The sequence below is a fragment of the Lentibacillus daqui genome (assembly GCF_027186265.1).
In the GTDB taxonomy this organism is placed as follows: Bacteria; Bacillota; Bacilli; order Bacillales; family Amphibacillaceae; genus Lentibacillus_C; species Lentibacillus_C daqui.
Genome location: NZ_CP114176.1, coordinates 2,451,430 through 2,476,796 on the forward strand (window position 1 = coordinate 2,451,430; position 25,367 = coordinate 2,476,796).

The window sequence follows — 25,367 nt, forward strand, 5'->3', positions numbered from 1 at the left end:
GGAAAGAATAAAGTGAAACTTCAATCAGTGGGGGATTACTGCCAGTTAATGCGTGATAAAAATATTTATGGTTATTTATAAAGAGTCTGTACATGGTGTAGTATAAATGACACTTATTTAGTTGTCAACAATTAAATTTCCCGCACGCAACTTTATTGATACAATTATCATGGTGTTATTATTTCATTTTTCAAAATACAATAAGAAAGCTTAAAAAAATTACGGTTTTCGTGTAAACTGTCATAAGGGACTATAATTGTAGAGAAAGTAAGGAGTTTAAATGAACAGTCTATCAAACCGACCGAATATTGATTATACATTAATTTTTATTATTATCCTTTTGGGATGTGTGAGTTTATTTACCATATATACCATTGTGCCTTCCTTGCCGGCAAGTTATGATGGATCCCACTTTGTCTTCAAGCAATTTGCCTGGTATATTGCAGGTGGCATCTTAGTAGCGTTTATCATGTTGCTCGACTATGATCGTTTTAAGCAAATTACCTGGATTTTATACGGTATCGGTCTTGTTTCATTGCTTATGCTAACGTTACGTTTTCCAGCTCCAATCATCCATGAAGCCAATAACGCGGTCAGCTGGTTTAAGTTCCCTGGGATTGGTACAGTACAGCCCTCTGAGTTTATGAAAATATTTCTCGTGTTGGCAGTTTCACTGGTAGTTGCACAACATAACGAGAAATATAGGACCAAAAAAAACATCAAAAGTGACTTGTGGCTGCTGTTAAAAATTTTAATTGTCGCCCTTCCACCAATGCTGTTAATTGCTACTGAACCTGACTTGGGAGGTTTTTTAGTTTTATCGTTTATTACGGCAAGTATTGTACTTGTGTCCGGAATCAGCTGGAGAATTATTTTTTCTATTTTGGGGGCTGCCGTTGGAATTGTTGCAGCCGGAGTAGCTGCATGGTACTTTTTCCCGGGACCGGTTGCCGACTTTCTTGAGGATTCCGTATTCGGTCACGTATCAAGTCGTATTTACGGTTGGCTTGACCCTGAACAATATCCGGATTCGGGGTACCAACTTATTCTTGCTATGTTAGCGATTGGGTCCGGGCAACTATTTGGAAAAGGAATAAGTAATTTGGAAGTGTATGTACCGGAGCGGCATACAGACATGATTTTCACTGCAATTTCCGAGCAATTCGGGTTTATTGGAGCAAGCCTTGTTGTCGCCTTGTTCTTTGTCTTTATCTATCGTTTAATTCATATTGCCCTGATGAGCAATGATAGCTATGGCAGTTATTTGGTGACGGGGCTGGTGGGAATGTTTTCCTATCAGGTATTCCAAAATATCGGCATGTCTATCCAATTACTCCCGGTGACAGGGTTGCCATTACCGTTTCTAAGCTATGGCGGCAGCTCGACCTTGGCCTATATGATGGCAGTTGGTATTGTGCTTAATGTACACTCCAGAACCAGACAGTATATGTTCCAATAAGAGCACGCTTCACTTAACATTCCTATGTAGGGGAAAAGGTTGCATCTACCATAACGGATGATGCAACCTTTTTTTAGGCTTGTTTATACTAATGGTGTTAAAGCGGCTAATGAAAAAATCAGGAGTGATCCATACATGAAAATTGATGTGATTGGCGATGTGCATGGCTGCCTAGAGGAGTTGCAGCAATTATTTTTTCAATTGGGATACGAAAAGGAACAAAATCATTATTACCATCCTGATGGACGTTTGCCTGTTTTTGTTGGCGACATTACCGATCGCGGTCCCAATTCCGTTGGAGTGATAAGGCTCGTATGCGAAATGGTATTACAACAAAAAAATGCCAAATATGTTCCGGGCAACCATTGCAATAAGCTATACAGATATTTTTTAGGTAATAACGTCATGCAAAAGCATGGGCTTGAGACAACTGTTGCCGAGTTACAGGCGTTGGATAGCGCGGCAAGAGCAGATATCCGCAAGCAATTCATGACCCTTTATGAAACCGCCCCACTCTATTTGGAAATCCCGGAAGTAAATGCAATCGTTGCTCACGCCGGAATCAAAGAATCCTATATCGGCCGGTATGATAAGAAAGTTAAATCGTTTGTCCTGTATGGCGATGTAACGGGGAAACTGGATGAAAAAGGACGTCCGATCAGACGAGACTGGGCCAAGTACTACCACGGCTCCCGTTGGATTGTTTATGGACATACACCGGTCATGGAGCCGCGGATGGTGAATAAAACAATCAACATTGATACAGGGTGTGTATTCGGAAATGCCTTAACCGCATTTCGACTCCCCGAGGAAAAAACTGTTATCGTACCATCCAATCAGCCATTTATTGCAGATAAATTCACATCGTTTCCTTAATGAGTTGGTTCATATCTTCCGGGATGTTTGTGTGAAACTCCATTACCTCTTTGGTAAATGGATGCACAAATGCGATATGGCAGCAATGGAGAGCCTGCCGGGATATCAAACGATTTGTTCCGCCATATAACTGATCACCTGCAAGCGGATGACCAATATGGGAAAAGTGGACGCGGATTTGGTGGGTTCTCCCTGTCTCAAGACGGACATCAACGAAGGAAAATGCTTCACTTTGCTGTATGACCTGATAATGCGTAACGGCAGGTTTTCCTGTTTCAGTCACGGTTCGTTCGATGATTGATCCTTCTTTTCTGCCAATTGGTGCGTTAATGGTTCCGTCGATTGGTAAGCCCCCTTCCACAATTGCCCTGTAACCCCGTTTCACTTTACCGGCTTTTTGTGATTTAGCTAATAAAGAATGACTGTAACGATGCTTGGCAATCAACAATATTCCAGATGTATCCCGGTCCAGTCTTGTAACGACATGCACGGTAAATGGAAGGCTATGCTTTTGGTAGTGCGCTAACACCCCATTTGCTATTGTTCCCGACGTATCATTCATCGAAGGGATCGTTACAATCCCCGCTGGTTTATTAATCAATAAAACAGCGTCGTCTTCATAGATAATATCAAGCTGCATTGGTTCCGGATGCAAACTGGCACCGACTTCCTCCGGTGGAAAGGTTAATTGAACCTCTTCTCCCGCTGTCAAACGGAAACGAACAGATTGCACCTTTTTATTGACCATTATTTTTCCACCATCATGGATGACAGCCTTTAATATCCGTCTTGACAATCCTTGTACCTGCTGTAAATATTCACGGAGAAGCATACCATCATGTTGTTGTGCAATTTTCCACTTCAAACAAATTCACCTTCTAAAAAGATGTTCAAAACCATTTTTTATTCATTGTTCCTAATATAATAAGACATAAGGTTTTGAACATACATTTCTATTTCTTCATGTCCCCGTCTTTAACAAACGATTCCCGTACCCGATGCCAAAACGGAAATGGACGGAATCTGGCAAACCTCACCTTCTCCTTGGCAACACGGCATTGAATTGATTTTACATCCTTATATGTCTCTGTTATATGGTCAATCGTAATCAGAAAACTTCGATCAACAATAGGTTTGAGCAAGCATGTATGGTGCTTGGGCAAAATTAATGGTGATCCTATTGTCCGGTAAACACGATTGTTAATCGAAGCCATTTCCGTCAATTGAATTGCCTCAATAGACGGATGAATAATACCGCCGCCCAATGCCTTATTATAGGCAGTACTTCCGGAAGGCGTAGAAATGCATAGACCGTCCCCGCGAAATGTTTCAAATTGCTCTCCTTTAATTTCCACATCACATACCACAGAACCTTCTGCCGTTTTTATCGTGGCTTCATTTAGTGCCAAAAATCGTTGTTCCTGTCCACCACTTTTCGAACGCAGAATCACCTCAAGCAACGGGTATTCAACAACTTGAAACGGCGTCTTGGCAATTTCAATAATCAATTTCTCCACTTCACTCGGAACCCAATCCGCATAAAAGCCCAAATGGCCGGTATGGATCCCGATAAATGCCGTTTGATCAGTTCTATGTAAATATCGATGAAACGCCTCTAGAAGTGTCCCATCACCACCGACAGAAATAACCAATTCCGGTTCTTCCTCATCATACACTAAATCAAAATCAGTCAAATAATGCTTCATTCTTGCCATAATGTTGTTTGACCGTTCGTCGCCTTTTGAAACAATAACAAATTTCACGCGAACCTTCCCCCCCTCTTACTATGATATAATCAGTCCAACTGCAGGCACCGGCGTTTTACTTCCGATGAAAAATCGCCTGTGCTTCCTGGACCTCATTTTTTATTTTCGACATTTCTTCATCAAGTTTAAATGCAGCCTCGGCAGCTCGCTTTAGTCTCGTTTTAATCTCGGATGGAATCCTGCCTGCATATTTGTAGTTTAAGGAATGTTCATTGGTTGCCCAAAAATTCATGGCAAGTGTTCGAATCTGTATTTCTGCCAGCACAATTTTCTCTCCATGAATGGTTTCGACCGGATAATGAATAACCATGTGAAAGGAACGATAACCGCTCTCCTTCTTGTCGGAAATATAGTCTTTTTCTTCAATAACAGTAAAATCATTCCGTGATCTGATCATATCAACAATTGTATAAATATCATCAACAAATTGGCAAACAACGCGCACACCAGCAATGTCCTGCATCTCATTCGGAATATTCTCCAGTCTGATCTGCTTTCGCTTGGCTTTTTCCAGTATGCTCGGAATCGGCTTTACCCTGCCTGTAATAAACTCAATTGGCGAATGCCGTTTTTCATATTCAAATTGTGCTCGCATTCCTCTTAATTTTACCTTTAATTCATCAACTACCTGGGAATAAGGTGCAAGAATAATTTCCCAATTCACCGTACGCACCACCTGTCCATATAATCCTATTTTATCACGTATTGACGTTCTATTCATGAAACCTCTACTAAATGAAGTTTCACCTTATTTTAACATATTGTTCTTCAATCATGTGTCACTTGCAGCAACGGATAACTTTTGCATATTTGTCCAACATTAGCGATAATCAAAGGTAAGCTAATGGAATATAAGAGTGGAGGTTATTATGGTACAGGAAATTGAGATTGAATATAAAAATATATTAACGGAAAAGGAATTCTATCAATTGTTGAACCAATACCCATTTCCCAAAGAGGCAACAGTCCAGACGAATTATTACTTGGAAACCCCTGATTTTAAGTTAAAGGAAAACGGCTGTGCATTGCGGATCCGCAAAAAACAGAATAGTTTCGTTCTAACATTGAAAGAACCACATCTAAACGGACTGCTGGAAACACATGATACGCTTACCAAGCAAGAAGCGTGTGCTATATTGGATGGAAGTGTGATAAAAAAAGCAAATATCATCGAACGTTTAAACGCAATGCATATCCCTGTCTCTTCTTTAGTATACTATGGTAAATTAACGACCGAGAGACGAGAAACAAAACTCAATGGGACATTACTCGTGCTTGATCATAGTATGTATAATGGTATAACCGATTATGAGTTGGAAGTTGAATCACCTTCTGAGCAAATCGGCATTCGGGTGTTTAAACAGATATTAAAAGAGCAGGCAATTGCGAAACGGGATACACCAAACAAGATTAAACGTTTTTTCACTTCCATTCCGTAATGATCCTGGGCAATGAAGGCGTTATCAAACAGATTGATTGCCGGTTTGAGCATTACATTGCTACAATAGAGCTACTACATGATAGAAGAAAGTGAGCAAAAAATGAAACAGCCAGGAACCATTTACGAAGCGATTGGCGGATTTGATGCGATAGAACGATTGGTAGCAGCCTTTTACAAACGAGTTGGAAAAAATCCAAAACTAATCCCGATTTTTCCGGATGACTTAACGGAAACAGCTAGAAAGCAACGGTTGTTTCTAACCCAATTTTTCGGTGGGCCAAGACTTTATTCCGAAGAGCGTGGTAATCCAATGATGCGACGGCGACATTTGCCATTTGAAATTACCCCTTCCCGAAAAGACGCGTGGCTGGAATGTATGAGCAAAGCCTTGGAAGAAGCTGCGATTGCTGAACCATATCGAACTGCTATTTTCGAGAAATTAACCATGACAGCACACCATATGATGAACACCCCTGAGTGAACCAGGTGAAGGGTACAGGCAGGTCATGTTCAGCACGAAGCCAGGAACGTCACGGTTTTAGCCCCGTCTTGGTATAGTGCAATTAGAATTGATCATTTAATATACTTTCTTAACTGGATAGAAAGGAGAATCGATGTGAGTTGGGAATATGCTGGGCTCAAAGGCTCAAACAAGACTAACACATCGGCTGGAAACAGATTACTTAATCGTGGAGAAAAGCCTATTGAAATCTTTGTTTTTATTGACCCATTATGTCCTGAATGCTGGTCACTGGAGCCATACTTAAAAAAACTAACCATCGAATATGGTGACTACCTGATAATCAGACCCATTGTCACCGGGCATCTGAACAATTTAAATAAAGATAAATTCGATAGACCAAAACGTTTAAAGGAAATATGGCAAAAAACAGCGTGTCGAACCGGAATGAGCTGTGACGGGGATGTATGGATTGATAACCCGATATCCTCACCATGGATCGCTTCATTGGCAATCAAAGCTGCTGAACTGCAGGGAAAGCGGGCCGGACGGATATTTTTACGCAAGCTTCAAGAGAACTTATTTTTAATGAAACAAAATATTTCGGATGAGGACGTGTTAATGGCCTGTGCCAGAGAGGCAAACCTTGATATTGAAGAATTCAAAAATGATTTATATTCATCCTCTGCCAAGAAAGCATTTCAAGGTGATATGAAATTAACACAGGAAATGGAAGTAGATTATATCCCGACGATTGTCTTTTTCAACCAGGACGTAGAAGAACATGGAATCAAAATTTCCGGACTTTATCCATATGATATTTATTTACGCGTGCTACAGCAAATGTTGCAGTGGGATCCTGTCCCGGCGGAAAAGCCCGCTCTGGAAGACTTTCTTGCTAAATATGAAGTGGTTGGAAATAAAGAAGTAGCGGTTGTTTACGATTGGACCATTGCCAAAGCTGACAAGGAACTAAAAAAACTGCAGCTAAAACAAATAGTAAAAAGAATTCCCGCAAAGTATGGTACATTTTGGCGATATATTGGTGAAAAACCCTCTATTTAGGAGGGTTTTTCTTTTTTCGATATGGGTTTCATTTGATCATGGAATCAGCAATAATTCCGTCAATAAATCCGAATCCCCATCCAGATCCTTTCATTTGCCGCCATTCATCGCCTTTACTTTGTTCCTTACTTCACGAATGTTATCCATCTTGTTATCCCAGGTTTTTTGGCTTAAATCGACCGCATAGTCTTCTGGATTGTGGGTTCGTTTATGTTCATCCCAAAACAGTTTTAATTGTTCTTTGGCATAGGTCTGCACCTCTGATAAAGATGGAATCTCATAGACTAATTCCCCCTCTTTAAAAATGTCATGGTGCAAATTAACGGCCTCAAAATCGGTTACAGTTTTACTAACATATGTGTGAATCGGATGGAACATATGGAGACTTTCCTCTTCATTGGGATGCTCGTCTTCTAATGTAATATAATCTCCTTCCGCATGATGATCAATGGTATTAATGATGCGATAAAGTTTTTTCTTTCCCGGTGTCGTTACCTTTTCCGGATTACCCGATATTTTAATGGTATCTTCCATTTCTCCTTGATCATTTTCAATCGCAACCAGTTTGTATACAGCACCCAAGGCAGGCTGATCATATGCAGTAATCAGCTTGGTTCCTACTCCCCAAACGTCAATTTTGGCCCCTTGTGCCTGCAAGCTTAAAATGGTTGATTCATCTAAATTGTTTGAGGCATAAATTTTGGCATCCGTAAATCCAGCTTCGTCCAGCATTTCCCTGGCCCCTTTTGATAAATAAGCCATGTCACCACTATCCAAACGGACGCCTAAGAAATTAATCCGGTCACCAAATTCCTTCGCTACTTTAATAGCATTCGGCACCCCTGAACGCAATGTATCATAAGTGTCGACAAGGAACACACAGTCACGATGACGCTCGGCATATTTGGTAAATGCCTGATATTCATCTTTATATGCCTGAACCATCGAATGGGCATGCGTGCCAGAAACGGGAATGTCAAATATCTTCCCTGCTCTGACATTACTCGTTGCATCAAATCCGCCAATAAACGCTGCTCGTGTTCCCCAAATGGCTGCATCCATTTCTTGCGCTCTTCTCGTACCAAACTCCATCAACGGCTGATCTGCCACGATTTGTTTAATTCTCGAAGCTTTCGTCGCAATTAATGTTTGATAGTTCACAATGTTAAGCAAAGCGGTTTCAATTAACTGTGCTTCTGCCAAATTTGCTTCCACACGCAAAATCGGTTCATCTCCAAAGACAATTTCCCCTTCCCGGAGTGATTTAATAGTTCCGTTGAAGCGGAGATTCTTTAAGTAATCGACAAAATCTTCCCTATACCCTAACGCCTGTAAATAAAATAAATCTGATTCATGGAACCGGAATCCTTTTATATAATCAATAATTCTTTCCAATCCTGCAAAAATACCATAACCATTCTCAAATGGCAGCTTTCGAAAATATAAATCAAATACCGCCTTTCGATTATGTATATTGTCACCCCAATACGTTTCCGCCATATTTATCTGGTATAGATCAGTATGAAGTGCTAACCCGTCATCCTCGAAAGTCATCCGTATTACCTCCTGAAATAAAGTTGCGTGTGATCATACTAAAAATGAATTGCTCGCTCCCAATTAATGTCCATAGCAAATTTTTCACAAATACAATATTACCAATAATCATACCCTCCACAATAACAAAAAACAAGCTATTTTGTCGATTTCTTTGATCTAAATTCGGTATAATTCCCCTATTTATAGGATTGGTTGACACATCGTATTTTCCAACCATTTCAAATTCAAATAAAGGGTTTTTGCCGGTTGTAAAAGGGATAAAAACGTGTTAAATTATACATTGCTGAAGTGATACGTAAGCATATTTTTGGTTTAGGGGGTATGTTTGAAATGAAAGGTAAGGGAAATGTGGCAAAAAGGGAAACCAGAGATATTTTATGGTTTGTACCCCTGATTCTCTTTATTGGAAGTATCATTGCCATGAACATTCATTTTTAGTTGAACAACAAGCATCGCACATTAAAAAACGGCGACTCGATAAAAAATGAAAAATAACATAAAGGGTCAGCATATCCTCCAACGATTGAGATATTGCTGACCCTTTATTTATTGGTAAAAATACCTGGCAAAGATACCTGGATATCTACTGACAGATTCTCCTGGCATCGTGAAGTTATCTGAGTCCTTATCTGGCGCTTGACTGTATTTGATCTCCAGAGGGTTGTGATTTTTTAATGAAAAAGGCCATAATGAGCGCAATGACTGCAAATATTCCAGCTACAATAAAGGAGACATTGACACCATGCACCAGTCCATTCACACCTTCTTCAGGAATAGCTGCATCGGCCATCACAGTAACCAGCAATGCTGTTCCAATCGCTCCTGCTACTTGACGCATCGTATTGTTCATTGCTGTTCCATGCGGGATTAAATCAACCGGCAACTGGTTCAATCCGGCAGTGGTAACGGGCATCATAACCATGGATATGCCAAACATCCGGATACCGTTTACCGTTGCAATGTAGACAAAGGTCGTTTCGCTGGATAAATTAGTAAACATAAATGTTGTAATCGTTACAATGGTCAGTCCGGTAATTGAAAGCCATTTTGCACCAAACTTATCAAATAATCTTCCCGTGATCGGGTTCATAAGCCCCATCAAAATGGCACCCGGAAGCAATGCCATACCGGATTCAATAGCGCTAAAACCCAACATTGTTTGCATGAGCAACGGCAACACAACCGCAGCCCCAATCATGGCCATAAATGTAACCATGCCTAACGCGGTCGTTAAAGTGAATACGGGATTTTTAAACACGCGAAATTCCAGTATCGGATCTTCCAATTTCAATTGTCTAAGAATAAAGAAGACAAGTGCAATAGCACCAACAATCATGGAAATCAATACATGCATGCTCGTCCATCCGGCATCTCCGGCAGTACTAAAGCCGTATAATAGACCACCAAATCCTAACGTGGACAAGATAATAGATAGTATGTCGACCTTAATATCCTTCTGTTCCGTGACGTTCTTCAGCACAAAATAAGCAAGGATAATATCAAAAATAACAATTGGAATAACGATATAAAAGAGACTTCTCCATGGAAATTGCTCGACCATCCAACCGGATAACGTCGGCCCAATCGCCGGGGCAAAAGCAATCACCAAGCCAAACATCCCCATGGCCGTTCCGCGTTTTTCAAGCGGAAAGATGAGAAACAAAATGGTTTGCATCAGTGGCATGATAATTCCTGCACCAGCGGCTTGTAAAACACGACCGGTCATAAGTAATGAAAAATTGGGTGCAATGGAACAAACTAATGTACCGATACCAAATATCCCCAGCGCAAACATGAATAATTTTCTAGTTGTGAACCGCTCAATTAAAAACGCTGTTATCGGGATCATAATGCCGTTCACCAGCATAAAAATGGATTGTAGCCATTGGACAACTGTTTCTTGTAGCTGCAAATCTTCCATAATTTTCGGCAATGCGGTTGCAAGTAATGTCTGATTTAAAATCGCGACAAACGCCCCGGAAATCAATACGAGCATAATCGGTGTTTTCTTTATATTTTTGGGGGATGCTGCAGTTTGATTATTAACCATATTTCTCCTTCTTTCTCCTCTTTAATTATTTAATTTTTATCATTTCCATAACAAATTATTTTATCATGGCTTCATATCTTGGTTTCACTATAACTTTTCCTCAATACTATTTTACATTTTTTTCATCCTCTAAAAAAGAAAAAGGAAGGATACGCGGGGCAGCGCATATCCTTCTCTATTCTTTCCTTTATATTACAAAGGGGGGATGGGAGAAAGTTCATGTTCAAACAAAGGGGTTTTGTTTGTTACTGATCTTACATTTACATAATAGCAACTTGTAAACTTTATTTCAATAACTTTGTGCATCGTTTCACAAAAATGTCACAGAATGATTCATAATGGAGGTTCTGTATGACATATACTCTACCAAGAATATTTTTCGAGGTGATTACAATGCGGGAGATTATGCCATTTTTATTTTTAGTCCTGACGATTTTCGCCTTTTTCTTGAATGTACTAGGGTTCATGAAATTAATTCCGCTTTATATCTCGCTACCAATATTATTTGTTTCACTTTATTTAACGATCTATTCCTTCACGCATAAGCACGCATTCCGCGGCATGCGTTAATTAATAGGTTCATTTATTGCAATTGGAACTTTATTCACACAAAACTGCACCATCCTTTATGGGTGGTGCAGTTTTGTGAAGTTTATCTCGTCTTATTTAGCAAGCATTTTTTCCATTTCCGTTAATTTCTCTTCAAAAACGGCTAATCCATCCATGATTGGCTGTTTGGAGGTCATATCAACTCCTGCATGTTTCAATATTTCAATTGGGTAGTCACTGCTTCCGGCCTTCAGGAATTTATTGATATAACGTTCAACTGCTCCTTTTTCACCGGACAAAATTTGGTTGGCAAGTGCTGTAGCTGCCGAGTACCCTGTCGCATACTGGTACACATAATAGTCCATATAGAAATGCGGAATACGAGCCCATTCCATGCCAATTTCCTGATCAGATACGACATCTTCGCCAAAGTATTTTTTGTTTAAATCATAATAAATCTCGGTCAGCTTATCCGCGGTTAACGCTTCCCCATTTTGCATGCGGACATGGATGTCGTGCTCGAATTCAGCAAACATCGTCTGGCGGAAAACCGTCCCACGAAAACCTTCCAGAAAATGATTTAACAAATATAGCTTTTGTTGTTTGTCCTCCAAATTATTAAGCATATAATCATTTAACAATGCTTCATTACAGGTTGATGCCACTTCCGCCAAAAAAATATGATAGTTTCCATAACGAAATGGCTGTGATTTTCTCGTATAATAACTGTGAACCGAGTGTCCCAATTCATGTGCCAGGGTAAACACATCATTTAACGTGTCCTGCCAATTTAACAAAATATATGGATGGGTACCATATGCGCCGGATGAATAGGCTCCACTACGCTTTCCCTTATTTTCTTCCACATCAATCCAACGACTTTGAAAACCTTCTTTCAAGATGCTTGCATACTCTTTTCCCAATGGTGCCAAGCCGTCTAATACATACTGCTGGGCTTTTTCATAAGGGATCTCCATGTCAACATCCTGAACCAGTGGTGTATACATATCATACATGTGTAACTCGTCAAGCCCAAGCACCTTTTTCCTTAGGGCCGCATACCGGTGCAAGAGTGGCAGCTTTTCATTAACCGCTTCGACCAGATTCTCATACACTTGCTCAGGGATGTTGGCACTATCCAATGCTTCCTGTCTTGCTGAGTCATAATGCCGAACTTTGGCATTGAAATTATTGGTTTTGACAGTCCCTGTTAGTGTTGAGGCAAATGTATGGATAAAATCGCCATATGTCTTGTACATTTTTTTAAAGGCCTCTTCCCGTACACGGCGATCTTTTGATTCCAAAAATCCGATGTATCGCCCGTGCGTCAGATCAACCTCTTCGCCTTTTTCATTCGTAATGGATGGGAAAGTCAAATCTGCATTATTCAGCATGCTAAATGTTTGTGAAGCATTATCCATTGGCTCGGCCGCTTCTGCCAGTAATGCTTCTTCTTTCTGACTCAATACATGTGGACGCTGGCGCATGATTTCATCCAAAGTGTGTTGATACAACTGCAATTCTTCCAACTCATCAACAAATTTCTTGATTGTTGCTTCATCAATGGATAGAATTTCCGGAACAATGAAGCTCATAGAACTGGATGCCAAAGTCAGGACATTTTCCGCTTTTTGGTTAATGGCTTGGTAGAATGAATTCGTTGTATCCTCATCATAACGCATATGAGCATATGTAAATAATTTGCCTAACCTCAGCGACAAATCATCCTGTGTTTTCAGTACATCATACAACGTCTGAGCTGATTCCGCTAATTTACCTTGAAAATCCTCTATTTTCGGGATATCCTGTTTTAACTGCTGTAATTCTTGTTCCCACGCATCATCTGTTGCAAAAATATCTTCCAGCTTCCATTTTCGCTCATCCGGAATTTCATTTCGTTTTGGTAATGCTTTTGCCACGTAGATTTCCTCCTTCTTTTGTAAAACATCACTATACCAATTCTACATGATCCATCTAGATTCCTTTATTTAGTATAACGAATAATCCATGAATCATGCTCGTATTTCGATTTGATTCCCTGCTTCTATCATTTTTAACAATGCTTCATCCCCTTTTAACGCCTCTTCTACATTTTTATAGAATTTAAAATGGCGTTGTTTGGTAAAATGGTAAGTTGATTCCTGTTTGAGAATATGAAGCTGTGTGAGTAGCAGAAGATATTGGTGAATAGGCTGATCGTGGGAGTGAATTAACGGAAGATCGCGTATCGGTATCATATGTTTTCTTAATAAATACATGCAATATGCGACAGAAACGTGTCCACCAATTGGCAAAGGGTGCAATATTTCAAGACAAATACGACTTTGCCAATTCCACAATGGACTTCGCATACGATATTGAGCAGGTATGGGAAGATGTATAATCGATGGCAAGTACTCCAAATGCGTTCGTTTTAAATAAAGCCATTGATACCATGACCGTTCATCCCTGGACAACCGATCCCGTGGCCGTAAACGAAAATGCCGCTTTTCCCGCTGCCATAATGCAAAAAGTTGTTGCCTTGATAAACGTTTCCTTGAAAACAATGTGGTAAATATCATATCCCGTAGTTTGTTAAATTGAAGTATTCCTATTGCCTGTTGTGCTCCAGTGATATATATATCCTGAAAAATGATAAATGTTTGCGTATCCGGGGAGAAGAAATAACCGGTTAATGGGGAATGAGATGAAAATTGATGCAGGAACTGACGTAAAAAATGATCCAGTTTAATATGATGTTGTGATTGTCGCCGAAAATGATTTGCGCCAATAATCCAGATCGGCTGAATGCCAAGTTTTTGATATCCCTGATTTCGTTTAAGAACCTCCGTTACAGAAATTCGGGCACATTGATATTCTATTGCAATTTTTTTCTGATGAATAGTAACCAATAAATCAGGTCGCTGTTTGATTTCAGGTAAATATACCTCAAGTTCGACATCAAGTCGCTGCCATTTTAACCATTCATATAATATAAGTTTGCCTTTCTCGTGGTAGGTTCCTTCCCCACCTTCCTTTGCCGGGCACTTTCCCTTGGTATGATGGGCAAAATGTGGAATGGTCTTTGTTCCCGCCTTTATGATTACCCGTTCACGGCAAATCGGGCAGAAAAATTTTTCCTTTACTTTAAGTCCGGTGATTTCCGTCTTCGTCAAAGGAGCGAGCGTTACCCGTTTTCCATCTTTTGTTATCGCTTGTAACATGATTCTTAACCACCTCCATCTATATCTTTTCGACAAAAGATGGAGAAATCCTGCAAATTCAGGCAAAATTTTTCAATAAAAATGACTCTTAACCAAAATCTATAGTTGACCGATTAGAGGTAATTTTGATTTAGGCGACCGCTACGGAAAAACACTACGCTTTCCGTGGGCTTGTCCTCAGCCTCCTCGAAAAAGAAGATCGCTTTTTCTGCGGGGTCTTCACACTGCGCATTCCCACAGGAGTCTCCGTGTTTTCCTCCGCTAGCGAGTTTATCATCACCATTTTTATTCATTAATTTTAACTATAGATTTTGGTATAAAAATAAAATAAACCTGCAAAGTATTTCTTTACAGGTTTTGCTTAATTAGTGATTATCGTACAGGGAAGTATGCTTTCACCTGATTAAATGTATCATTTTCAAAAACTTTTTTCCCGTACTCTTCTAGAAAATGAATGGTTACCTCTGAATCATTTCCAAATTCAAGAACCTGACTGATCAAATCCTCTTGTTCATCGTCATCCAGTATATCCTGGTTGAATTCCATATATAAATAGTAAGCATCATGATAGTGATATAGGCTATTCTCCTCTACCCCCATACCCGAACCCTGGAAATAATGACTCAACTGAATAACATCTTCAAAATCCTTGAAACAAACCGTTAAAGATAGGTTACCATCTTCAGTCAGCTCCTGCTTTTCTGTTTTCTTATCGCTTTTTCCGAACTTATCATCCAGAAAATTTTCGATCTTCTCATCAGCAGCTAAATCAATTGTTTTTCCATCTTCTGCTGGAAGTTCGATACTCTCGCCATTTTTCGAAATTTGTGCTTTTGTTACGATGATTTCCAACCCTTTTTCCAGTGCCTGAACCTGAATCCATAACGGTCCATCAACATTAAAATCCTCTTGATAATTCACTTCATCCATCATTTGCCAAAACAACTGTTCACTACGCTCGCGGTTATACCAAATTTCTTCCCGCTCAAACCCGCGATCTTCAATATCCAAATACGAAATATAAAATTTAACCGTATTTTCGTTAATACGTTCTATTTCCATTCCTTTCTCTCCCTTCTATGAGAAAAAACATCCAGAATAAACATTGGTTCACTGGTTCGTTTTCCCGTTACTTCCCTCGCATCATTTATCTATTTTCCACGCGATTCGTTTTTGGGGGGTGGAAGAGACAGCCTCACCTTTTATGTCCCTGTACAATTCAACTGGACATGAACCATTTATGATTTATTATCTATAATTTTATTGTATGATACAATCGTGACTTTTGAAAATTTAAATGCCTAGAATAATAATTAATTTATTATAATAACTGATTTACTTTCATTTGTCATCAGGATATTTTTGTAAAAGCTGAGAAAATTACAGCTAATATTGGTTATCATTGAATTGTTAAGAAAACAAAAGCGCAGATCAGCATTCCCAGATCTGCGCTTTTGTGTTATTTGAACAATCAGTTTACCATACGCTGTGCTTCACGCAATTGAAAAGTACGGACTGTCCGGGGTAAAAAACGACGAATCTCATCTTCGTTATAACCAACCTGCAGACGTTTATCATCCAAAATGATTGGTCTCCGTAATAGTCCGGGGTTTAACTGAATTAAATTAAACAAATCTTTCATAGGCAATTGATCAATATTGACATCCAATTTCTGAAAAACTTTTGAACGTGTCGATATAATCTCATCCGTTCCATCCTCAGTCATACGCAATATTTCTTTGATCTCATCCAATGATAATGGCTCGGAAAAGATATTCCGTTCAGTAAACGGGATGTCATGTTTTTCCAGCCATGCTTTTGCTTTTCTGCAAGATGTACAACTTGGTGAGGTATAAAGTGTTACCATGAAACTTCACTCCTCATTTCTTTAAAAATGTATAGTCATCTTCTAAACGTTAAGTAACTTATCAGATTAAAATAAGTTTAAATAACCTTATATGTACAGTATACTACAATTGTCAAGCAAAAGGTAGGGGTTTCTTAGAAAAATATGCTAAAATTCGCATGTTCACCAATTCGTTATATTCATGTATAAGATACCCCGAGAAGTTGTCAATTAAACCTCCTATTTGAAAAAAATTTTGTAAGAGGGAGGCTTATTCTCTAATCCGTCTTATCCAATTTAGCAAATAGATTGTCTGAATCACGCGCTTCATCGTAAACCAATACTTCATCGACCGGTTGATAAGCTGCTCCATACATTTCTTTATCTTTATACGTGTGAATATCTTCATACATCTTTTTCATTTGTTTATAAATCATATCTTCTGAAGCATCCTCAGGAGACCAATACAGGATTTCCATTGGAGTTGTCTCATTCGTTGCCAGGGATCGACGATTGTAACCAATTGATTGTGCATGGGTAAACCCTTCCCGTCGATAAAAATGCAACCGTTTCTCCGTGTCTGTGTCCTCATAATCAACAGGCTCTACCTCTAAAATAATCGGCTTATTCTTTCGTTTCAATTTTTCAATCTGTTTGTGGCCAATCCCCTGTCCTCTTGATTCGGCCGACACCCAAAGGTAATCAATAAAAAGAAACGTATCAAATTCCGCATACATTAATACATGGTAGCGACCTTCATCTTTATGATAGACGTCACCCTTTTCCTGCAATAATATTTCCATATGTTCCTTGGATTTCATTTCTTCAACCGGAAAATATTTGTTTAGCTTTTCATACCAATTCATTGATCTACTCCTTTGCCTTTATACCTGTTTATTATACCCTTTACAGACTTTCTAAAACAAGTAGTCATAAAATTACTGTCACGGGGTATAGTCCACGTTTTGCGTGTAGGAATTGGCGGCATTCCAAACCAGGAATTCATCGATACCATTTTCCTGTAATGCTTTAATTTGTGCTTCCACTTCCGCTTTCCCATAATGTGTCGGCTCTTTGTCATACAGCCATGGCGCTTCGAAATCCTGAATCCATGGTCTTGTGATTGGCGGATTATCCAGCTTGCCCAATACTTCATTCTCCACCTTTGCATAGGAATTTACCAATTGGTATGGATGTTTATCCGGGAAATCAATGCCAAAATAAGTGGACCAGTGGCTCGGATAAATCATCGATGAAATGACATCCACGTTCTCAGCTATTTTCGAGAAATTCTGACCAATACCCGGTGCTTCCGGAATGGTTGCGGAATATCCAAAAATATCCACGCCAACTTTCACATTGTAATCTGCCAATTGCTCTTTAGCATATTTAACGAAATCAGTAACGGCTTTGACACGGCGCTTTGTATTCGTCATATCCAGGTTTTTGTAGTCCCCTTGACTGTATTCCAATTCCTTATCATAGTGCTCAAACCCTTCCGGAAAACGCACATAATCAAACTGGATTTCCTGAAACCCAAATGCTGCTGCTTGTTTGGCGAGTTCCACATTATATTCCCAGACCTCTTTTTTAAATGGGTTGACAAACGACTCTCCTTTCCCATTTGTCCACACTTTACCATTTTCCTTAAAAGTTAATTCCGGCTGAGAGTTGGCCAAAACAGAATCTTTAAACACGACAATCCTGGCGATCGGATATATTTGCTTTTTTTCAAGAAATTTCAGCAGTTTCTTTGGGTCATCAATATAATCCCGTGCAGCTTCTTCATACGGAGAGCCTTTCTCCGGTGTGAAAGTAATATTTCCATGGTCTTCTTTGATATCGATAACCATTGTATTCAAATCGGTTGAATCGACCAAATCAACAAGTGAATCAAATTTGCTTCCTCCTACAGATGGGCCGGTAACATAAATTCCTCTAACCGCGTCCGGATAAGCAAAATTTAAACCGGAATCATGGGTAAATCGTGCAAAAGGAATGTCGATGTCAGCCGGTTGAATGCTTGTCGTATTAGCAGCATAAGTACGGGCTGTTTGTATCTCTTCACCGCTGGATATATATGGAATCCCCAATCCAACCATGAGAATTCCGGCAAATGTGATGTGCTTGAATTGTGCTTTTTCCAATGATCATTCTCCTATCAAAGGTTTTTACAATAGTTTTAGGAACCTTCTATACACGCTCACCTATAACTTTTATCAAAACATCACATTTATACATTAAAAATGGAGGACAGACTCCCGTTACGTTAACACATTAGTGTAACGGGGCTGTCCTCCAATAACGTTATTTTTCTACTTCATCTTCCCAATCCAGCATGCCGCCTTTCATATTGGTAACATCGTAGCCTTTGCTTTCTAAAAACTCGTATGCTCTGCCACTTCGTCTACCGGATCGGCAAACAAGGTAATGATGTTCATTTTTATCAATTTCGTCCAGACGATCAGGAACCTCTCCAAGCGAGATATGACGCGCACCAGGTATTTTGCCTTGTGCAACCTCTTCATCTTCTCGAACATCGATAATGTCAAGATCCTCACCAGACTTTAATTTTTCTGCAAGTTCTTTTGTGGTAATTTCTTTCATTTTAAATTCCCTCCATTATAAAAAAGTGGCATGGGATTCCCCCACTTAATTACCAAATGATGAACTATCAAGTCACGTGCACTACAGTTTCAAAGTACGTTTTAATTCACTGGCTAGTGTGTCTAGTCTACATCACTAACTACATGCATGACAAACGTAATGATCACAGAAAAAATCGCTTGCTTGATTTCATCCTTGCATTTCAGGATAAAAATCTCTATAATGATAAAAACAATATCATTAGCGATGAAAAAGGCGTAGTACCACTTATCCGTTGATTTTAGAGAGCTTGTGGTTGGTGAAAACAGGCATCAAGGTAAATGGGAATTGGACTTTTGAGCTGAATTTGATGAAGTGATCCTGTAATTGCAGGATAATAAGGGTGGCACCGCGGTTCATTCGTCCCTTTTAGCAAGGGATTAATGAACCTTTTTTATGTCTAAAATGAAGAATAACCTAGGTAAAATGATTTTAATGGAGTGAACTAAATGAATACAATATTTTCGGGAATTCAACCAAGCGGGACACTAACAATCGGGAATTATTTGGGGGCCATGCAGCATTTCGTTAACCTGCAGGAAGACAACCAATGTTTCTTCTGTATTGTTGATGAACATGCGATTACTGTACCACAAGACCGCTTAAAGCTACGGAAAAATATTCGCTCGCTTGCCGCGCTGTACCTGGCTGCAGGAATTGATCCAAACAAGGCAACCCTGTTTATTCAATCCGAGGTATCTGCCCATGCGGAACTGGCTTGGATTATGCAGTCAATTAGCTATATTGGCGAGTTGGAACGTATGACTCAATTTAAAGATAAAGCTGCAGGTAAGGAAGCTGTATCCGCTGCATTATTAACTTATCCGCCGCTAATGGCCGCCGATATTTTACTATACCAAACCAATTTAGTACCTGTTGGCGAGGATCAAACCCAACATCTGGAACTAACTCGTAATCTGGCACAGCGGTTTAATAATAAATTTAATGATATTTTCACGCTTCCACAGATCAGCGTTCCAAAAGTCGGCGCAAGGATTATGTCGCTACAGGAGCCAACCAAAAAAATGAGTAAATCAGACAGCAATGAGAAAGCCTTTATTTCCATGCTTGACGAGCCGAAAAAAATCGAGAAGAAAATAAAAAGTGCGGTAACCGATTCAGAAGGGATTGTTAAGTTTGATAGAGATAATAAACCTGGTATCTCCAACCTATTAACGATTTTATCCGCTTGTTCAGGTGAATCAATAGAAAAACTGGAAGCAGATTTTGCCGGAAAGGGCTATGGAGAATTCAAACAAGCGGTTGCCAATGCGGTTGTACAAATACTTGGACCAATTCAGGATCGTTATGATGCCTTGATTGAAACGACTGAACTGGACGATATTCTTGATCATGGCGCTGAACAGGCTGCCGAAATCGCGAATAAAACATTAGTCAAAGCAAAACGGGCCATGGGACTGGGACGTAAGCGTAAATAAAAGCAAGAGGTTGGAGTTTGGAAACTAAAGTCGGAGTAAAGAGACAAAACTCAACCCGACCTTAAAAAAGCACTTGACTGGTATCCTCGCCAAGTGTTTTTTATCCGACTCCGACCTCTGAACTTCGCTATTATTTCTGTTTCGATTTATCCGGTTCCTGATTTTGTTCCAGTTCCCACATTTTTTCCAAAAACGGCTGACCCTTAATCATTTTTCCGCACAAATCCTCATGTGCTGTGCTCCATCCATATTTTACCCCTTCATACAATGCTTCCCAAACCTTTTCTTCATCCATATATCGAATATAGGGATATTTTTTCGGATTCCACTCGGTTAGCCAATAGCGCAATTCTTCCGGGTTATTCGCGGTATGCAACTGATCAAGTGCCATCATTAATAATTGTTTTAACTGCCGCTCGCGTCTGGTCAAACCATAAACAAGTTCCGGCGGCATGGATAACATATGATATTCTTTTTGGTGCAACGTTCCATCAAATTTAAACGATTGTTTTTTTGTGTTTTCGACCATATCAAAGACAAGCTGTTCCTGTCTCGGTATGAGTCTGCTTTTGCGAATCGGGATTTGATATCCTATCGTATCGATCGCGATAATATCGGTTCCATCCGTGACGATGCAAGCATAATCCAGCACGGTACGTTCCTGTCCTTTGCGAATATATGCACGCTTATAAATGGCATCGAGCATCGGTTTTGGCAGGTCATGCATATCATTTTCAATATAATGGTATAAGTCATCAGTTATGTACAATAACGGGACCTGATCAAGCAACTCGATACCGTCTTGTTTCCGCCACTCATGAAAATAACATACATTATAACCATTCTCTTCTCCTTCAAACCAATTCACCCACACATCGTGCAAATATAACATAAAACAACCCTCACTTTTTAACTAACATTTACCATACATTATGACCATCATGTCAGAAAAATATTCTGGGACTTTTCATTTATATGTGTGCAAAGTATAAATAAAAATACAAGTAAAAAGCCCAAATTAGCGCTGTTTTGGACAAAAATAAAAAAATAATTACCGAACCATTTTGCTCATTCATCTAACGGGTGTTTGGATAGTTGTAAATCGCGATTGCCATCAAAATAAAACCGATCGGCAAAAAGTAACATTCCGGTCTGCCTTTCAAAAATATAAAGTAATCAACCCACCCTAAACCAACTGGCAAGAAATTTGCATAGGCAATAATGGTGACGCCACCAGATACAGCCATGCCAAATCCCAATAAAAAAAGAAATAAATAAAACATGTTATCCCCCACCCTGCCTGTCCATTTCATTTATTTCATTCTATGCTTGTACAAGGAAATACATGATAGGGTTGTCCTGTTTACGGAGGCATCAAAAAAAAGCCAACCAGAATCCTCAATCCTGGCTAGCCTTTTTCTATTATTATGCATATTTTTTAAATATCAAAGCCACATTATGCCCGCCGAATCCAAGCGAGTTACTCATGACTACATTGACATCCTGCTTTCGCGCCTCATTTGGCACGTAATCCAAATCACATTCTTCATCAGGTGTTTCATAATTGATTGTTGCCGGAATGATGCTATCCTCAATAGATTTCATCGAGATCACGGCCTCTAATCCCCCAGCAGCTCCCAATAAGTGGCCAGTCATCGATTTCGTTGATGATACAGGCAATTGATAAGCGTAGTCACCAAAAACAGTTTTAATGGCAATTGTTTCCCATTTTTCATTCAATTGTGTGCTTGTTCCATGCGCATTAAGGTAATCCACTTGTTCAGGTGTTAACTGGGCATCCGCTAATGCTTGTTGCATGGCCCGAGATGCTCCTTCTCCGTTAGGTGCTGGTGCTGTGATATGATAGGCATCACCTGTTGCGCCGTAACCGACAATTTCTCCATAAATATGCGCACCGCGTGCTTGTGCAGTTTCCAGTGTTTCCAGCAATAAAATGCCAGAACCTTCACCCATCACGAATCCATCGCGATTTTTATCAAATGGTCTGCTTGCGGTTTGTGGATCATCATTCAATGACAATGCTTTAGCGGAACAGAAACCGGCAAATGCCATATCAGAAATTGGGGCTTCTGTTCCACCTGCAATAATATAATCTGCCGCACCACGCTGAATGGCCTTGAATGCGTCCCCGATCGAATTTGCTCCAGATGCACATGCTGTCGTTGTACATGAATTAATCCCTTTTGCACCCAGTTGAATAGATACTTGGCCCGCAGCCATATCGGGAATCATCATTGGCACAAAAAAAGGGCTGACCCGTTTCGGTCCTTTTTCCAGGAATTTATTGTGCTGGTCTTCCCATGTCTTCATTCCACCAATACCGGAACCGATCCAGACTCCAACACGTTCAGCTATTTCATCATTAATGGTTAAATTGGCATCTTCTACAGCCATTTTTGCTGCTGTAACAGCGTATTGTGTGAACGGATCCATTTTGCGAGCATCTTTTTTATCAATATAAAGCAATGGGTCAAAACCTTTTACCTCTGCTGCTACTTTTGCCGGAAAATTATCCCTGTCCACTTTCGTCGTGAAATCGATGCCTGATTTTCCGGCAACAAGATTATCCCATGTTGTCTTGACATCGTTGCCCAAAGGAGAAACGGCTCCCAATCCAGTCACAACAACTCTTCTTTCTTCCATCTGATTGTCCTCCTAATCCAATATGCTTTTATCATTATAATTCATTTTGTACATTTAGGAAATTACGAAGCACTGTTCATGTATTCCCTTTGCCAAAATCAGTGATGGGAAGACAAACTAAATACGCAAGTTCTGTAAGATTAAATATCTTATTTACCCCAGCGCAATGCTACCGATCCCCAGGTTAAGCCACCACCAAAACCAACCAGCACCAGCAAATCATTATCCTTGATTCTGCCATTTTTCACAGCCTCGGATAGTGCCATTGGTATGGAGGCTGCAGATGTATTGCCAAATCGTTTGATGGACGTGGCCATACGATCTTCGGAAATATCCAATCGCTCACGGGCAGCCTCCATAATCCGGATATTCGCTTGATGCGGAATCAGATAGTCCACATCATGTTTATTCAAACCAATTTTTTCAATGACATTTACAGCTGACTTTGGCATTTGCCGGACCGCAAATTTGAAGACTTCCCGGCCATTTTGGAATAAATAATCTCCAGGGTTCTGATACAAATATTTGCCACCTGCTCCATCTGCGCCTAACTCAAATGATAATATTCCTTTTCCCTCTGAAACATTACCAGCCACGGCAGCACCAGCACCATCGCCAAAAAGTACGCATGTATTCCGATCAGACCAATCGGTGATTTTGGACAATTTTTCAACACCAATGACCAATACATGTTTATATACATTGGTTTCAATAAATTGTTTTGCAGTTATGAGAGCATACATAAACCCGGAACATGCTGCACTAATGTCCATGGCAGCTGCTTTTGTTGCTCCCAACCGATCTTGCAAGCGGCATGCTACAGATGGGAAAGGCGTATCTGGTGTTACTGTTGCCACCAGGATCAGGTCAAGCTCTTCTGCGTCTATATTTGCATCTTCCAACGCATTTACTGCCGCATAAAAGGCCATGTCTGACGTATCCATATCATCCTCTGCTATGCGGCGTTCTTCAATCCCCGTTCTCGTTCTGATCCATTCGTCATTGGTATCTACAATTTTCTCCAAATCATGGTTTGTGACAACCTTTGTTGGAACATAATGCCCTACCCCAACGATTCCAACACTCATATTTACATCTCCTCTAATATCAATTGTCTAGCTTCGGTGCCCAGCGACTAGTGTGCTTCCTTTACATACATCGCTACCCCGGCACCTTAGGCCTTTCAGTGATTAACATCAATTATTATGACTTGGTACTAATTTTAATGTATCTTTCCCCGCGTTGCAAGTGAATTTATTACTATCCGGGTTCCGTCATTTCTGTTCATTTGGCAGCAACCCTGTCTTTTTATAGGTAGCAACTGCCTTTCTTATTTTTTCCTGAAATGCTTCAGGAACGTCAGGACTAAACTCGCCTAATGTGATAGCTTCGTCCTTGAAATCGTAAGTCAGAATCCGATCGGTCATCTCACCTTTATTAAATCTTTTGGCCATCAGTTCATACAATTTATCCACATGTAAAACAACGCTGGTTAATACCGTTCGATCATCCATAACAGATCGATCATCAACATTTCCAAATGCGTAAATCCCGTCTCGGCTCGCTCGTTTAATAATATCTGAACGAAATGATTCACTAGCGGGGTATACAACATCAACATCTTTTTTTCGCATTTTTTTATAATTGGTTAAAGCATTTTCTTTATCATCCAGATTTTTCACATAGTTAATATGTACTTCTGCATCCGGATTTTGATATTTAACCCCATCAAAAAATTCCTCTACTCCCGGTTGCCATTCATATTCTGCCAAAACCCCAACCTGATTGGTTTCGGTCATTTTTCCAGCAATCATTCCACCGAAAAAACTCATTGAACCAGTATTGAAGTTTAGACTGGCTACATTTTCCGCATAGTAATCGCCATTAAAATAAACAAATTGCACCTCTGGGTATTGCTGGGATATATCTACAAATGCCTTGCCATAGGAACTGCTCTCACCAAAAATAAGGTTTACCCCCTTATTAACCAATTCCTCAACGGCATGTTGTACATCTTTTTCGGTTTTAACCCCTTCTCTATAATAAATGTCGACATCATATTTATCCCTGATAGCTAACAGACCCTTATAGTTCTTTTTTTCCCATGCTTGATCATTAACGGACGTTTCTACAAGCATCCCGGCCTTTTGGATATTTCCATGATTGAAGAAGTGCCCACAACCTGATAACAATACCATGAGCCCAAACAGGATCCATACATATCGCTTTTTCAACATTTGCACTCCCATTATTAAAACATTGGCACATACTACCATTGTAGCGTTTACCCGTCCAGTAGTAAATGCATTTGCAACGGATGGTAAAAAAAGCCCTGTGAAAATGGCA

The 25,367-nt window shown here is 39.9% G+C and carries 26 protein-coding genes and 1 other annotated feature; of the genes, 8 read left to right on the forward strand and 18 right to left on the reverse strand.

What is annotated here, in order from left to right; translation table 11 throughout:
- Positions 1-280: 280 nt before the first annotated feature.
- Together O2S85_RS12410 and prpE are read left to right on the forward strand one after the other, a co-directional pair.
- Positions 281-1,459 (forward strand): FtsW/RodA/SpoVE family cell cycle protein, encoded by a 1,179-nt coding sequence (locus O2S85_RS12410; protein ID WP_269409637.1) that lies wholly within the window; start codon positions 281-283, stop codon positions 1,457-1,459.
- 135 nt (positions 1,460-1,594) lie between these two features.
- Positions 1,595-2,335, forward strand: coding sequence for a bis(5'-nucleosyl)-tetraphosphatase PrpE (gene prpE / locus O2S85_RS12415; RefSeq protein WP_269409638.1), 741 nt, complete (start codon positions 1,595-1,597; stop codon positions 2,333-2,335).
- Here prpE and O2S85_RS12420 read toward each other — a convergent pair.
- The 3 genes from O2S85_RS12420 to yjbM all read right to left on the reverse strand — a co-directional run bounded on the left by O2S85_RS12420 (position 2,319) and on the right by yjbM (position 4,765).
- Positions 2,319-3,200 (reverse strand): RluA family pseudouridine synthase, encoded by an 882-nt coding sequence (locus tag O2S85_RS12420; protein WP_269409639.1) that lies wholly within the window; start codon positions 3,198-3,200, stop codon positions 2,319-2,321. The two genes, prpE and O2S85_RS12420, sit on opposite strands and share 17 nt — an antisense overlap.
- 88 nt (positions 3,201-3,288) lie before the next feature.
- Entirely contained in the window at positions 3,289-4,098 is an 810-nt protein-coding gene (locus O2S85_RS12425; protein WP_269409640.1) for an NAD kinase, read from the reverse strand.
- A 58-nt stretch (positions 4,099-4,156) separates the two neighbouring features.
- Entirely contained in the window at positions 4,157-4,765 is a 609-nt protein-coding gene (gene yjbM, locus O2S85_RS12430) for a GTP diphosphokinase (RefSeq protein WP_269409641.1), read from the reverse strand.
- A gap of 205 nt (positions 4,766-4,970) precedes the next feature.
- Between yjbM and O2S85_RS12435 the strand changes: the two genes are divergently transcribed.
- From O2S85_RS12435 to O2S85_RS12445, 3 genes are all read left to right on the forward strand, one after another.
- On the forward strand, positions 4,971-5,540 hold the full coding sequence (locus O2S85_RS12435; protein WP_269409642.1) for a CYTH domain-containing protein: 570 nt from the start codon (positions 4,971-4,973) through the stop codon (positions 5,538-5,540).
- Between the two features lie 102 nt (positions 5,541-5,642).
- Positions 5,643-6,023, forward strand: a complete 381-nt coding sequence (locus O2S85_RS12440) for a globin domain-containing protein (RefSeq protein ID WP_269412577.1) — start codon at positions 5,643-5,645, stop codon at positions 6,021-6,023.
- Between the two features lie 135 nt (positions 6,024-6,158).
- On the forward strand, positions 6,159-7,067 hold the full coding sequence (locus tag O2S85_RS12445; protein ID WP_269409643.1) for a ClpXP adapter SpxH family protein: 909 nt from the start codon (positions 6,159-6,161) through the stop codon (positions 7,065-7,067).
- A gap of 90 nt (positions 7,068-7,157) precedes the next feature.
- On the opposite strand, the gene O2S85_RS12450 is transcribed toward O2S85_RS12445, so the two are convergent.
- Both O2S85_RS12450 and O2S85_RS12455 read right to left on the reverse strand, forming a co-directional pair.
- Positions 7,158-8,621 carry a nicotinate phosphoribosyltransferase gene (locus tag O2S85_RS12450; RefSeq protein WP_269409644.1) on the reverse strand — a complete coding sequence of 488 codons (1,464 nt, stop codon included), beginning with the start codon at positions 8,619-8,621 and terminating at the stop codon, positions 7,158-7,160.
- Between the two features lie 628 nt (positions 8,622-9,249).
- On the reverse strand, positions 9,250-10,674 hold the full coding sequence (locus O2S85_RS12455; RefSeq protein WP_269409645.1) for a DHA2 family efflux MFS transporter permease subunit: 1,425 nt from the start codon (positions 10,672-10,674) through the stop codon (positions 9,250-9,252).
- Between the two features lie 351 nt (positions 10,675-11,025).
- Here O2S85_RS12455 and O2S85_RS12460 point away from each other — a divergent pair, with 351 nt between their 5' ends.
- Positions 11,026-11,244: a hypothetical protein gene (locus tag O2S85_RS12460; protein ID WP_269409646.1), complete on the forward strand. Its 219-nt coding sequence runs from the start codon at positions 11,026-11,028 to the stop codon at positions 11,242-11,244.
- A gap of 92 nt (positions 11,245-11,336) precedes the next feature.
- Here O2S85_RS12460 and pepF read toward each other — a convergent pair whose 3' ends face one another.
- The 8 genes from pepF to O2S85_RS12500 form a co-directional block, all read right to left on the reverse strand.
- Positions 11,337-13,142 carry an oligoendopeptidase F gene (pepF, locus tag O2S85_RS12465; protein ID WP_269409647.1) on the reverse strand — a complete coding sequence of 602 codons (1,806 nt, stop codon included), beginning with the start codon at positions 13,140-13,142 and terminating at the stop codon, positions 11,337-11,339.
- Positions 13,143-13,235: 93 nt separating this feature from the next.
- On the reverse strand, positions 13,236-14,426 hold the full coding sequence (locus O2S85_RS12470) for a competence protein CoiA (RefSeq protein ID WP_269409648.1): 1,191 nt from the start codon (positions 14,424-14,426) through the stop codon (positions 13,236-13,238).
- A gap of 113 nt (positions 14,427-14,539) precedes the next feature.
- Positions 14,540-14,719: a hypothetical protein gene (locus O2S85_RS12475; protein ID WP_269409649.1), complete on the reverse strand. Its 180-nt coding sequence runs from the start codon at positions 14,717-14,719 to the stop codon at positions 14,540-14,542.
- A gap of 79 nt (positions 14,720-14,798) precedes the next feature.
- On the reverse strand, positions 14,799-15,488 hold the full coding sequence (gene mecA, locus O2S85_RS12480; RefSeq protein ID WP_269409650.1) for an adaptor protein MecA: 690 nt from the start codon (positions 15,486-15,488) through the stop codon (positions 14,799-14,801).
- A gap of 409 nt (positions 15,489-15,897) precedes the next feature.
- Positions 15,898-16,293, reverse strand: a complete 396-nt coding sequence (gene spxA, locus O2S85_RS12485; protein ID WP_269409651.1) for a transcriptional regulator SpxA — start codon at positions 16,291-16,293, stop codon at positions 15,898-15,900.
- 257 nt (positions 16,294-16,550) lie between these two features.
- Positions 16,551-17,138 carry a GNAT family N-acetyltransferase gene (locus O2S85_RS12490; RefSeq protein WP_269409652.1) on the reverse strand — a complete coding sequence of 196 codons (588 nt, stop codon included), beginning with the start codon at positions 17,136-17,138 and terminating at the stop codon, positions 16,551-16,553.
- A gap of 78 nt (positions 17,139-17,216) precedes the next feature.
- The gene (locus tag O2S85_RS12495) at positions 17,217-18,374 is read right to left on the reverse strand and encodes a putative glycoside hydrolase (protein ID WP_439649460.1); all 1,158 of its coding nucleotides are present in this window, start codon (positions 18,372-18,374) and stop codon (positions 17,217-17,219) included.
- 205 nt (positions 18,375-18,579) lie between these two features.
- On the reverse strand, positions 18,580-18,879 hold the full coding sequence (locus O2S85_RS12500; protein WP_269409654.1) for a rhodanese-like domain-containing protein: 300 nt from the start codon (positions 18,877-18,879) through the stop codon (positions 18,580-18,582).
- 143 nt (positions 18,880-19,022) lie between these two features.
- Between O2S85_RS12500 and O2S85_RS12505 the strand changes: the two genes are divergently transcribed.
- Positions 19,023-19,157 carry a hypothetical protein gene (locus O2S85_RS12505; protein WP_269409655.1) on the forward strand — a complete coding sequence of 45 codons (135 nt, stop codon included), beginning with the start codon at positions 19,023-19,025 and terminating at the stop codon, positions 19,155-19,157.
- Positions 19,117-19,289 (forward strand) — a binding site (T-box leader). (Overlaps the previous gene by 41 nt.)
- A 78-nt stretch (positions 19,290-19,367) precedes the next feature.
- On the forward strand, positions 19,368-20,357 hold the full coding sequence (gene trpS, locus O2S85_RS12510; RefSeq protein ID WP_269409656.1) for a tryptophan--tRNA ligase: 990 nt from the start codon (positions 19,368-19,370) through the stop codon (positions 20,355-20,357).
- Positions 20,358-20,487: 130 nt separating this feature from the next.
- On the opposite strand, the gene O2S85_RS12515 is transcribed toward trpS, so the two are convergent.
- The 5 genes from O2S85_RS12515 to O2S85_RS12535 all read right to left on the reverse strand — a co-directional run bounded on the left by O2S85_RS12515 (position 20,488) and on the right by O2S85_RS12535 (position 25,258).
- A complete protein-coding gene (locus O2S85_RS12515; protein WP_269409657.1) occupies positions 20,488-21,249 on the reverse strand; it encodes a YjbA family protein in 762 nt (253 codons plus the stop codon).
- Between the two features lie 184 nt (positions 21,250-21,433).
- Positions 21,434-21,640: a YuzI family membrane protein gene (locus O2S85_RS12520; protein ID WP_269409658.1), complete on the reverse strand. Its 207-nt coding sequence runs from the start codon at positions 21,638-21,640 to the stop codon at positions 21,434-21,436.
- A gap of 142 nt (positions 21,641-21,782) precedes the next feature.
- Positions 21,783-23,021, reverse strand: coding sequence for a beta-ketoacyl-ACP synthase II (gene fabF, locus O2S85_RS12525; RefSeq protein WP_269409659.1), 1,239 nt, complete (start codon positions 23,019-23,021; stop codon positions 21,783-21,785).
- A gap of 149 nt (positions 23,022-23,170) precedes the next feature.
- Positions 23,171-24,109, reverse strand: coding sequence for a beta-ketoacyl-ACP synthase III (locus O2S85_RS12530; protein WP_269409660.1), 939 nt, complete (start codon positions 24,107-24,109; stop codon positions 23,171-23,173).
- Positions 24,110-24,295: 186 nt separating this feature from the next.
- Entirely contained in the window at positions 24,296-25,258 is a 963-nt protein-coding gene (locus O2S85_RS12535; protein ID WP_269409661.1) for a BMP family ABC transporter substrate-binding protein, read from the reverse strand.
- Positions 25,259-25,367: the final 109 nt, after the last annotated feature.

Bases quoted from the DNA above. Each gene is read 5' to 3' on its own strand.
- O2S85_RS12410 (WP_269409637.1), top strand. From the start codon at position 281: ATGAACAGTCTATCAAACCGACCGAATATTGATTATACATTAATTTTT.
- prpE (WP_269409638.1), top strand. From the start codon at position 1,595: ATGAAAATTGATGTGATTGGCGATGTGCATGGCTGCCTAGAGGAGTTG.
- O2S85_RS12435 (WP_269409642.1), top strand. From the start codon at position 4,971: ATGGTACAGGAAATTGAGATTGAATATAAAAATATATTAACGGAAAAG.
- O2S85_RS12440 (WP_269412577.1), top strand. From the start codon at position 5,643: ATGAAACAGCCAGGAACCATTTACGAAGCGATTGGCGGATTTGATGCG.
- O2S85_RS12450 (WP_269409644.1), bottom strand. From the start codon at position 8,621: ATGACTTTCGAGGATGACGGGTTAGCACTTCATACTGATCTATACCAG.
- O2S85_RS12455 (WP_269409645.1), bottom strand. From the start codon at position 10,674: ATGGTTAATAATCAAACTGCAGCATCCCCCAAAAATATAAAGAAAACA.
- O2S85_RS12460 (WP_269409646.1), top strand. From the start codon at position 11,026: ATGACATATACTCTACCAAGAATATTTTTCGAGGTGATTACAATGCGG.
- O2S85_RS12470 (WP_269409648.1), bottom strand. From the start codon at position 14,426: ATGTTACAAGCGATAACAAAAGATGGAAAACGGGTAACGCTCGCTCCT.
- O2S85_RS12475 (WP_269409649.1), bottom strand. From the start codon at position 14,719: ATGAATAAAAATGGTGATGATAAACTCGCTAGCGGAGGAAAACACGGA.
- mecA (WP_269409650.1), bottom strand. From the start codon at position 15,488: ATGGAAATAGAACGTATTAACGAAAATACGGTTAAATTTTATATTTCG.
- spxA (WP_269409651.1), bottom strand. From the start codon at position 16,293: ATGGTAACACTTTATACCTCACCAAGTTGTACATCTTGCAGAAAAGCA.
- O2S85_RS12490 (WP_269409652.1), bottom strand. From the start codon at position 17,138: ATGAATTGGTATGAAAAGCTAAACAAATATTTTCCGGTTGAAGAAATG.
- O2S85_RS12495 (WP_439649460.1), bottom strand. From the start codon at position 18,374: ATGGTTGGATTGGGGATTCCATATATATCCAGCGGTGAAGAGATACAA.
- O2S85_RS12500 (WP_269409654.1), bottom strand. From the start codon at position 18,879: ATGAAAGAAATTACCACAAAAGAACTTGCAGAAAAATTAAAGTCTGGT.
- O2S85_RS12505 (WP_269409655.1), top strand. From the start codon at position 19,023: ATGCATGACAAACGTAATGATCACAGAAAAAATCGCTTGCTTGATTTC.
- trpS (WP_269409656.1), top strand. From the start codon at position 19,368: ATGAATACAATATTTTCGGGAATTCAACCAAGCGGGACACTAACAATC.
- O2S85_RS12515 (WP_269409657.1), bottom strand. From the start codon at position 21,249: ATGTTATATTTGCACGATGTGTGGGTGAATTGGTTTGAAGGAGAAGAG.
- O2S85_RS12520 (WP_269409658.1), bottom strand. From the start codon at position 21,640: ATGTTTTATTTATTTCTTTTTTTATTGGGATTTGGCATGGCTGTATCT.
- fabF (WP_269409659.1), bottom strand. From the start codon at position 23,021: ATGGAAGAAAGAAGAGTTGTTGTGACTGGATTGGGAGCCGTTTCTCCT.
- O2S85_RS12530 (WP_269409660.1), bottom strand. From the start codon at position 24,109: ATGAGTGTTGGAATCGTTGGGGTAGGGCATTATGTTCCAACAAAGGTT.
- O2S85_RS12535 (WP_269409661.1), bottom strand. From the start codon at position 25,258: ATGTTGAAAAAGCGATATGTATGGATCCTGTTTGGGCTCATGGTATTG.